The organism is Brevibacterium ravenspurgense, from assembly GCF_001584615.1.
In the GTDB taxonomy this organism is placed as follows: domain Bacteria; phylum Actinomycetota; class Actinomycetes; order Actinomycetales; family Brevibacteriaceae; genus Brevibacterium; species Brevibacterium ravenspurgense.
The window spans coordinates 202,303-211,339 of record NZ_LQQC01000002.1 but is presented as its reverse complement, the minus strand read 5'-3'; the positions used below and the strand labels follow the sequence as shown (position 1 = coordinate 211,339).

The 9,037-nt window shown below is 63.6% G+C and carries 10 protein-coding genes; 2 read left to right on the top strand and 8 right to left on the bottom strand.

Annotated features, from left to right (window positions below):
- The coding region (locus tag Bravens_RS10315) for an integrase core domain-containing protein (protein ID WP_157452673.1) at window positions 1–131 on the top strand (131 nt) is incomplete at its 5' end.
- Between the two features lie 314 nt (window positions 132–445).
- Here the strand turns inward: Bravens_RS10315 and Bravens_RS01280 are convergent.
- The 6 genes from Bravens_RS01280 to Bravens_RS01255 are packed head-to-tail and all read right to left on the bottom strand — an operon-like array spanning window position 446 to window position 4,272.
- A complete protein-coding gene (locus Bravens_RS01280; RefSeq protein ID WP_062019592.1) occupies window positions 446–1,327 on the bottom strand; it encodes an SseB family protein in 882 nt (293 codons plus the stop codon).
- On the bottom strand, window positions 1,324–2,061 hold the full coding sequence (gene priA, locus Bravens_RS01275; RefSeq protein WP_062019591.1) for a bifunctional 1-(5-phosphoribosyl)-5-((5-phosphoribosylamino)methylideneamino)imidazole-4-carboxamide isomerase/phosphoribosylanthranilate isomerase PriA: 738 nt from the start codon (window positions 2,059–2,061) through the stop codon (window positions 1,324–1,326). The genes Bravens_RS01280 and priA overlap by 4 nt, the downstream gene beginning before the upstream one ends.
- 8 nt (window positions 2,062–2,069) lie before the next feature.
- Entirely contained in the window at window positions 2,070–2,690 is a 621-nt protein-coding gene (hisH, locus tag Bravens_RS01270) for an imidazole glycerol phosphate synthase subunit HisH (RefSeq protein WP_062019590.1), read from the bottom strand.
- The gene (locus Bravens_RS01265; protein WP_062019588.1) at window positions 2,687–3,283 is read right to left on the bottom strand and encodes a hypothetical protein; all 597 of its coding nucleotides are present in this window, start codon (window positions 3,281–3,283) and stop codon (window positions 2,687–2,689) included. The genes hisH and Bravens_RS01265 overlap by 4 nt, the downstream gene beginning before the upstream one ends.
- A complete protein-coding gene (gene hisB / locus Bravens_RS01260; protein WP_019174909.1) occupies window positions 3,280–3,885 on the bottom strand; it encodes an imidazoleglycerol-phosphate dehydratase HisB in 606 nt (201 codons plus the stop codon). Before hisB ends, Bravens_RS01265 begins: the two co-directional genes overlap by 4 nt.
- A 54-nt stretch (window positions 3,886–3,939) precedes the next feature.
- On the bottom strand, window positions 3,940–4,272 hold the full coding sequence (locus Bravens_RS01255; RefSeq protein ID WP_019174908.1) for a LysM peptidoglycan-binding domain-containing protein: 333 nt from the start codon (window positions 4,270–4,272) through the stop codon (window positions 3,940–3,942).
- 270 nt (window positions 4,273–4,542) lie between these two features.
- Between Bravens_RS01255 and lexA the strand changes: the two genes are divergently transcribed.
- Complete coding sequence (lexA, locus tag Bravens_RS01250; protein ID WP_062019586.1) at window positions 4,543–5,295, top strand: transcriptional repressor LexA; 753 nt, start codon at window positions 4,543–4,545, stop codon at window positions 5,293–5,295.
- Here the strand turns inward: lexA and Bravens_RS01245 are convergent.
- Together Bravens_RS01245 and hflX are read right to left on the bottom strand one after the other, a co-directional pair.
- A complete protein-coding gene (locus Bravens_RS01245) occupies window positions 5,292–7,259 on the bottom strand; it encodes an ATP-dependent DNA helicase (RefSeq protein ID WP_062019584.1) in 1,968 nt (655 codons plus the stop codon). The genes lexA and Bravens_RS01245 overlap by 4 nt on opposite strands.
- A complete protein-coding gene (gene hflX / locus Bravens_RS01240) occupies window positions 7,256–9,010 on the bottom strand; it encodes a GTPase HflX (protein WP_062019581.1) in 1,755 nt (584 codons plus the stop codon). The genes Bravens_RS01245 and hflX overlap by 4 nt, the downstream gene beginning before the upstream one ends.
- Between the last annotated feature and the right edge of the window lie 27 nt (window positions 9,011–9,037).

Sequence of the window (9,037 nt, the reverse complement as noted above, 5' to 3'; positions counted from 1 at the left end):
AATCAGAAAACGAACGCAACGACGCACTTGGCAAATGGCTCCACGACTATAATCACCACCGACCCCATTCCGCATGCGGAGGCCAGCCACCAATCACACGATTAACTAACCTCCCCGATCAGTACACTTAGCAACCACTGCTAACGGGAGTATTTGTTGCTAAAGCGTGGGCGCAGGTGCTGGGCTCTGTCGGAAGCCGCAGAACAAGGTGAACGCTCGAAGCCAGCCCGGGCGGCACCTCGTGTGCCATGTCAAAGGACTGCCCGCAACCTGCAGCGCGAAAACACCGCTTAGCCGGAATCTGCGCCTTAGCCGCACACAGACACCGCTTAGCCTGAATCTGCGGCTTAGCAACCACTGCTAACGGGAGTTTTTGTTGCTAAAGCGTGGGTGGGCCTCACATGACGACGCAGGTAATGCCCGCGGACCCAGCGCAGCGTGATGATCAGCGGACCGTGATGGTCAGGGAGTCGACCCGGTCAACGATGATGGGGTGCTCGGCCAGGCGGGCTTGGAAAGCACTGAAATCAGGTTCGCCGTCGAGGGTGAGAACAATTGCCAGTTCGGGCCCGCCCGTGACAATCCTCTGGCTGCCGGGACCTGCGCCTACAGATGCGATCCACGAAAACTGCGCCGCGATGTCGCCGATGGCCTGCGCGACTTCCCTGTCCGCCCACGACGGCGTCCAATCGTGTCCCTGCACAAAAGCCCACAGGGCCGGCCTGCGTAGCAGAAAGGCGTGTGCGCTGCCCGGGTCGATGATGACCAGCTGCGAGCCTTCATCAACAGCACCCAAGCCCAGCCGCTCAGCTTCGATCGGCACAGGCCTTGCCTGAGTCCCCCACTGAGTCAGAAGGGGAATCGCAGTGAAGCAGGGCGTGGCCTCGCGGCCGTCTTCCGATGACAGGCGCACCATGGCCATGTCCGAGCTGTTGTCGACCATGAGCCCGTGTTCGCCCACAGATTTGCTGAGAGCCTCGGGAAGAATCGGCGCATAAACACGCGAGTTCTTCAGCGCCTCGACTACCCCGATGTGGGCGGCAGGGTCAAAAGGATTGGCCGTGGCGGCTTCAAGCGCCGCCGTCACCCGCGGGTCAGCTTCACCGGTATCGCCAGAGAAGGGGTTGGGTTTGAGCTCGCGGCCCTTCCACGCGGTTCCCGCGGAGTCAGTCTGATTTCCGGCCCTGGCAGAGTCGGCCTGGTTGCCCTCTCCCCCAGAGCCAACCTGACCGTCGGGCGACGCAGAACCGTCTGGGCTCGCAGCGCTGCCGAACATGCCCTTGAGGTGTTCGGGCAGCTGGGGCTGGTCGGGCGTGCCGTTTGTCATGGGCGGCCAGCGACCTCGAGTGCTTCGCTCATGGTGAATCGGCCGGCGTAGAGAGCCTTGCCGATGATGGCGGAGTCAACACCGGTGGGTACGAGCTTGCGCAGAGCAGCGAGGTCATCAAGCGACGAGATCCCACCGGAAGCGGTGACCGGCGTGCCGGTGGTGCTTGCAATCTTCTGCAGAAGCTCCGTGTTGGGACCGCTGAGAGTACCGTCGGTGTTGATGTCGGTGACAACGTAGCGCGAGCATCCGGCGGCCTGGAGTTCGTCGATGACATCCCACAGGCTGCGGCCTTCCTTCGTCCAGCCCCGGCCGGCAAGCATTTCGCCGCGAACGTCAAGCCCGACTGCAACGGCGTCACCGTGTTGACGGATGATGTCGGCCGTCCATTCGGGGTTTTCGATAGCTGCCGTACCGATGTTGACGCGAGCTGCACCGATTTCGAGGGCGGCTTCGAGTGCCGCAGTATCGCGAATACCACCGGAGAGTTCGACCTTGAGGTCGACAGAGGCGATGAGATCCTTGATGATGGCCCGGTTGTCACCGCGGCCGAAAGCAGCGTCAAGGTCGACGAGGTGGAGCCATTCCGCTCCGGCTTCTTGGAACTTCAGCGCGTTTTCCAGCGGCTGACCGTAGTCGGTTTCGGTTCCGGCTTCACCTTGGTGTAGGCGAACGGCTTTGCCGTCGACGATGTCGACTGCGGGAAAGAGCACAAGGCGGTCTGCTTCAGTCACTGGTTCTCCTATATGTGGGAAGCGTCGAGGCTGTCAATCCAATTGGCAAGGAGCTTCAGACCTGCCCGACCGGACTTTTCTGGGTGGAACTGCACCGCGCTGAGCGGCCCGTCCTCAACAGCGGCTATGAACTTTTCACCGTGTTCGGCATACGTCGCCTCCCCTGTGCTGGGTGCTGTGTGCGCCGCATAGGAGTGGACGAAGTAGAAGTGCTCGTCGGTGATTCCATTGAACAGCAGCGAACCTGCTGGCGGCTGCACCGTGGTCCACCCCATGTGGGGAACAACGGGGGCTGAAAGCTTGGTGACGGAGCCGTTCCACAGGCCAAGGCCTTCTGCGGTCACTCCGTGTTCGGTACCCTGCTCGAACATGACCTGCAGGCCCACGCAGATGCCCAATACCGGCATTCCGCGTTCGAGCCTGTCGGCAATGATGGCCGGAGCTCCGACTGCGCGCAGTTCGTCCATAACCGACGCAAAAGCGCCAACGCCCGGGACGACGAGGCCGTCTGCCGCCAGCAGGTACTGCGGCTGTGCGGTCAGATGAACCTGCGCGCCGGCGGCTTCAAGCGCCCGAACTGCGGAGCGCACATTGCCCGATCCGGCGTCGAGAACCGCAACGGTGGTCATTTTCTGCGCCCCAGCAGCCTGTTGATGCGGAACAGGCTCACGCCGAAGACACCGGCTGCCAGCGCGGTGGCGATCCACATGTACCAAGGGCCGCTGAGAGCAACAACAGCGCCGATGACCAGTGCGACGAATGCAACTGCGGCGACGATCATCCAGACGATTGCGGTGCGCGCAATTGCGGCACGAGCGCCCGTCATAGTCAGTGCGCTTGCCTGCATCTTGCTGATATCAGCCGTGTGCTGCGCGCCTTCGATGTCAGCGGGATCTGCCTGCCCCAGAAGCAGACGCTCGACGTCTTCGGGGAGGTTCTGCAGGGCCAGACCCGCCGGTACTTCTGACTGGCGCTTGCCCCCGCGGTAGTGGCCGGAGGCGATGGCGTCGTCTTCACGGACGAGCAGAAGAACTTCGTAGCGGCCAGCCATCTTCGACAGCTTCTGGGTGACTTCGGTGGCGTGTTCGCGGCTGGCGTCGTCAAGAACAATGGCCGAAAAGCCGCCGACGGGCACGACAGAACCGCGAATATCGCTCAACACGCAAGCGGCTGCAAGCTGTTTGGGGTCGCCGAAGGGTGTGACTACGAGTGCTGTGTTCACAGGGCCCCCTTGGTGGAGGGAATAGCTCCACCAGTGCGCGGGTCGGCTTCAAGCGCCATGCGCAGAGCGCGAGCAAAGGCCTTGAATTCAGCTTCTGCAATGTGGTGGGGGTCCCGACCGGCAACAAGTGTGAGGTGGACGGTCAGGCCCGCGTTGATGGAAAGAGATTCAAGAGCGTGGCTGACCATGGAGCCCGTGAAGTGTCCGCCGATCATGGCGTACTGGAAGCCTTCGGGTTCGCCGGTGTGAACGAAGTACGGGCGGCCGCTGATGTCGACGACAGCCTGCGCGAGTGCTTCATCCAAAGGAACTGCCGCATCGCCGTAGCGGCGGATGCCCGCTTTGTCTCCGACAGCGTCTTTCAGTGCCCAGCCGATGGTGATGGCGGTGTCTTCGACCGTGTGGTGAACATCGATTTCGATGTCGCCTTCGGCTTTGACCGTCAGATCGCACAGGGAGTGGCGAGCCAGCGCGTCAAGCATGTGGTCGTAGAAAGGGACTCCGGTTGAGATGTCGGATTTCCCTGTTCCGTCGAGATCAATTGTGACGTCGACCTTGGATTCACTGGTGTGACGTGACGCCGTCCCGATCCTCTGGGCCATCAATCCTCGTTTCCATTCGGCTAATGCTGACCGCGCGGCGCGGTCAGGCCAATCCTATCGGGAGGGAACGAGGATGCGCTGGCCAGGGTGAACCGTGGAAGAGTCCAGACCGTTCATGTCGACGATGGCGGTCAGAACGTCACGAACGTCTTCCCCACCAGCGGAGTCACGGGCGATTTCCCACAGTGACTGGCCTTCTTCGACGATGACCATCTGGGTGTCTTCCGCATAGAGCGGTTCCGCATTCGAGGCCGAAGCCTCTGACCGGATGAAGAGGACGGCGCACAGAGCTACCGCAGCGATGACAGCGAGAGCCGCCATGCGCCGCACCCAAAAGATCCGGCCTTCCCTTACCGAACGGTGCGGTGCGCGAGTGAGCGTGTGCATTCTTCCTCCTAACACAGCCAGAGCCTTCGGCCCCGACAATGCGATGTGGCGTACGGCCGCTTGCCCCACGGCCATTCGCATTATTCGAACTGATGTTCTAAGACACACATTAGAACACAATCCAATGTTTGTCGAACATCTATGTGAAAATGGATTCGAACACTGCATCCGATTTCCACTGTTCAGAGCTTCCCACGAGGCACTGACATAACCGGCTCCAAGCTTCTGACCTGCAGTAATGTCAGGGGTTCGGGGCGAGAGGACTGAGTCATGACACAGTCGCGTCGCACTCGCGGCCGCCCACGTGACACCGAAGTGGCCAAGGAGGTCAGCTCGTTCCGCAAGCGCCGTGACAGCGAGTCTCCCCTGCCGGTCGCTTCAGCTGCCGCGGACGACCGTTCGCTGTCGGCCCGCCAGCGTCAGGTGCTCGAGACGATCGAGGCGTCCGTGCACAGCAACGGATATCCCCCGAGCATGCGTGAGATCGGCAAGGCCGTCGGCCTTGCTTCCCTTTCGTCTGTTGCGCACCAGCTCAACCAGCTCGAAAAGCTCGGCTATCTGCGCCGCGACCCCAAACGTCCGCGTGCTATCGAAGTAGTCAATCCGGCTGAGATCGTTGAAACGCCGGCAGCGGACACATCGGCGAACGCTGCCGCCATCCCCGTGGTCGGTCGCATTGCCGCCGGTGGCCCCATCACAGCCGAACAGAATGTGGACGACGTTTTCGTCCTGCCTCGCCAGGTTGTCGGCGCCGGCGACAACCTGTTCCTGCTCAACGTGGTCGGCGATTCGATGATCGATGCGGCCATCTGCCACGGCGACTGGGTGGTTGTGCGCAGTCAGCCGACCGCCGAGAACGGCGAAATCGTCGCAGCCCTCCTGGACGACGAAGCAACGGTCAAAACGCTCAAGCGCAAGGACGGCAAGCAGTGGCTGCTGCCGCAGAACCCGGACTACGAACCCATTGACGGCACCTTTGCCACCATCATGGGCGTCGTAACGGCCGTCATCCGCCGCGTCTAGTCTTCCGGTTTGAGTCTTTCGAGAGCCCCGCGGACCACCGCGGGGCTTTCTGTCGTCCACATGGGCGGCAAGGTCGCCATGAGGAAGTTCGCGTAGCGGGCCGTGCGCAGTCGCGAATCGAGCACCGCAACAACTCCGCGGTCGGAAGTTGAGCGAATAAGCCTCCCGGCCCCCTGCGCCAACTTGAGAGCAGCGTGAGTCGCGGAGACGGCCATGAAGCCGTTGGCACCTCGGCGGGCGGCGGCTTCCGTCCGCGCAGTGGCCAGCGGATCGTCAGGACGGGGAAAGGGAATCCTGTCGATCAGCACAAGGCGGCAGGCGTCCCCGGGCACGTCCACTCCCTGCCACAGAGAAATGGTGCCGAACAGGCTCGACTCGGCATCAGAGCTGAAAGACCGCACGAGGCTGCCAAGCCCATCTTCGCCCTGCAAGAGGATCGGCAAGTCGGTGTTCTCACGCATGTATTCGGCGGCCTGTTCGGCGGCGGCTTTCGATGAAAACAGCCCGAGCGCTCCCCCGCGAGAGGCTTCAATGAGTTCCCGCAGCCCTTCAAGCTGTTCGACGTTGAGGCCCCCGCGGCCTGGCTTGGGCAGATGGCCGGCAACGTAGAGGATGCCCTGTTTGGGGTAGTCGAAGGGTGAGCCCACGTCGAGGCTGTCATAGCGCGGACTGTCGGGGCCTTCCAAACCAAGAGAGGCGGCAACCGGTTCGAAACGACCGCCCAAGGCCAAAGTTGCTGAGGTTGCGACGACGGTCGCCTCTTCGAACAGGCCGCGGCGCATGGTGCCGGCAACGGACAGCGGAGCGATGACGAGGCTGACGGTTTCCGTGCCCCGGAACGAATTCCGGCTGACCCAGACGACGTCGTTGGCGCTGCCGTCGGTCATGCGCTCCGCGAGGTCGAAGACCTCCTGAATGCGAGCGCGCGCCACTGTCAGGCCGGAGTCTGCCTCTTTGCCGCGTTCTGCGTCACCGCATGCGCTCAGCAGAGTGCGAGCGCTGTCGCGCAAGGCGACGACCGCGTCCTGCAGAGGTTCCGGCCACATCCGAAGCAGACCGGCTTCGGCCTGGTCGAGCGCATCCGCAAACGAGGTGCGCGCGGTGTCGAAATCACTCAGCGCCGCCGGTGTTGCACCGGTGTGTTTCCTTGCCGCCGAGTGCGCCGCTGACAGCATCGCGTCGGTCAGGCTGCCGGTCAGAGCAGATGTCACGCGGTCGCGCAGTTCGTGGGCTTCGTCGATGATGACAGCCGAATGGGACGGCAGCACCGAGTTTTCGCCGAAGGCGTCGATCGCCAGCAGCGCGTGGTTGGTGACGACGACGTCCGCGCCCGAAGCCTTTGTCCGAGCCAGTTCCGCCCAGCACTCTTCGACCATAGGACATTTCTGGCCCAGGCAGTCATAGGCGTTGACGGAGACGTGCGACCATGTGCGGTCGGAGACTCCCGGCACCAGATCATCGCGGTCGCCCGTGTCGGTGGACTGCTCCCACGATCGGATGCGGGCGATCTCGGATTCCAGGGCGCTCATGGATCCGCCCCGGTGTGCAGCGTCGTCAGCTCCCATGTCGAACAGGAGCCCCGCCTCGTCATCCGGGTATCCCCCGGCGAGTTTGTGTTTGCACAGGTAGTTCCGCCGGCCCTTGAGCACAGCCGCACTCGGCCGGCGGCCTAAGTCTTCACGCAGGGCTTTGGCCAACCGCGGGATGTCCCGGTCGACGATCTGCGCCTGCAGCGCAAGCGTTGCGGTGGAGACGATGACACGTTCACCAGAGCCGACGGCGTAGCGCACCGCGGGCACGAGGTATCCCAGGGATTTTCCCGTCCCGGTTCCCGCCTGCACCAGCAGGTGGGTTTCGCTCTCCAGGGCCGAATTCACAGCCTCAGCCATCTGCTGCTGACCCTCGCGGGGACTGCCGTTCAGTGCGGCGACGGCCTTCTCCAGCAGTCCCGCGACGTCCTTCACTCGCGGTCCTCCGCAGGCTCATCCCCCGAGGTGGACTCAAGTGAGACACGGTCAGGCGAGGTGGTCTCGGCATCGGGGGTCGGCACCTCGTACGAGGTGGACTCAGGTGAGTCGGGCGCCTGCCCCGGGGTGCTGTCCTCGGCTGATCCGGCACCGGCAAACATGTCGGGCCGGCGGAAGGGTTCGAGCTGGGCGGCGAGGTCGCCGTTGACGAAAGCGTGGACGACGGTGCCGTCGTCAATGTGTTCGATGCGCTCGATTTCGCCGTCTTCGTGCACAGCCGAGAGCAGGTCGCCGCGGTTGTAGGGAATGAGGACGGTGAGTTCGTATTCGGGGTGCGGGAGCGCTTCTGCGATGGCGGTGCGCAGAATGTCGAGGCCCTCGCCGGTGTGCGCGGAGACCGCCACGGCGCCGGGGTGGCGGCGCATGAGGCGGGCGACGGCATCGGGTTCGGCGATGTCGGCCTTGTTGATGACGATGAGTTCGGGCACGGAGGGGTCGACGACATCGGCGAGAACGTCGTGAACGGCTGCGATCTGCCCTTCCGGGTCCGGGTGCGAACCGTCGACCACGTGGAGCAGAACATCGGCCTGCCCGGCCTCTTCCAGGCTCGAGCGGAACGCTTCAACCAGCTGGTGCGGCAGATTGCGCACGAAGCCGACCGTGTCGGTCAGGGTGTAGGTGCGGCCGTCTTCGGCCTCGGCGGCTCGGACCGTCGGGTCGAGCGTGGCGAACAGGACGTTCTGCACCATGACCCCGGCGTCCGTCAGCCGGTTGAGCAGGCTCGACTTGCCAGCGTTGGTGTAGCCGACGATTGCGACCGACGGGATGCGGTTGCGTTTGCGGGAAGAGCGTTTGACCTCGCGGGCCGGCGTCATCTTGGCGATGTCGCGGCGAAGCTTCGCCATGCGCTTGCGGATGCGGCGACGGTCGAGTTCGATCTGGGTTTCACCGGGACCGCGCGAACCGATTCCGGCACCGCCTGCCACCTGGCCACCGGCCTGACGCGACATGGATTCACCCCAGCCGCGCAGACGCGGCAGCAGGTACTCCAACTGAGCGAGTTCGACCTGTGCCTTGCCTTCGCGACTTTTGGCGTGCTGGGCGAAGATGTCGAGGATGAGCGCCACCCGATCGACGACCTTCACCTTGACGACGTCTTCCAGTGCACGGCGCTGGGACGGTGCGAGTTCGGAGTCGAAGATGACGGTGTCAGCGCCGACGGCATTTACGATTTCGGCGAGTTCGCGTGCCTTGCCGCGGCCTAAGTAGGTGGCCGGATCCGGGGTGTCGCGACGCTGGATGACACCGTCGAGGACAGTCGAGCCGGCAGTTTCGGCAAGTGCTGCGAGTTCGCGCAGAGAGTCTTCGGCGGCTTCGGCGGTGCCTTCCGTGTACACGCCGGCGAGCACCACATTCTCCAGGCGGACGTCGCGGTATTCGACTTCCGTGACGTCTTCGAGTTCCGTCGACAGACCGGCCACACGGCGCAGTGCGGCACGCTCCTGGACGTCGAAGTTGGTGTCGTCGTCAGCGGCGAGTTCCGCTGCTGTGAGCGATGAGTCGGCCCGCGACAGGACGCGGTTGAGGATGTCGTCTTCGCGGGTGGGCTCTGTTTTCGGGGAGTCGGGGCGGGTTTCGTCGGAACCCGAGGCGCCGGGGGTCTTGCCCGGGGTGCCGGTGCCGGTGTCGTTGGTGCCGGGGGTCTTGCCCGAGGTGCCGGGGGTCGAAAGTTCGTCTTCTTCTCGCATTGCCGCCCATTGTCCCACAGGGCGCAG

Excerpts from the sequence above, each read along its gene's own strand:
- Bravens_RS01280 (WP_062019592.1), bottom strand. The coding sequence starts at position 1,327 with ATGACAAACGGCACGCCCGACCAGCCCCAGCTGCCCGAACACCTCAAG.
- hflX (WP_062019581.1), bottom strand. The coding sequence starts at position 9,010 with ATGCGAGAAGAAGACGAACTTTCGACCCCCGGCACCTCGGGCAAGACC.
- lexA (WP_062019586.1), top strand. The coding sequence starts at position 4,543 with ATGACACAGTCGCGTCGCACTCGCGGCCGCCCACGTGACACCGAAGTG.
- hisB (WP_019174909.1), bottom strand. The coding sequence starts at position 3,885 with ATGGCCCAGAGGATCGGGACGGCGTCACGTCACACCAGTGAATCCAAG.
- hisH (WP_062019590.1), bottom strand. The coding sequence starts at position 2,690 with ATGACCACCGTTGCGGTTCTCGACGCCGGATCGGGCAATGTGCGCTCC.
- Bravens_RS01255 (WP_019174908.1), bottom strand. The coding sequence starts at position 4,272 with ATGCACACGCTCACTCGCGCACCGCACCGTTCGGTAAGGGAAGGCCGG.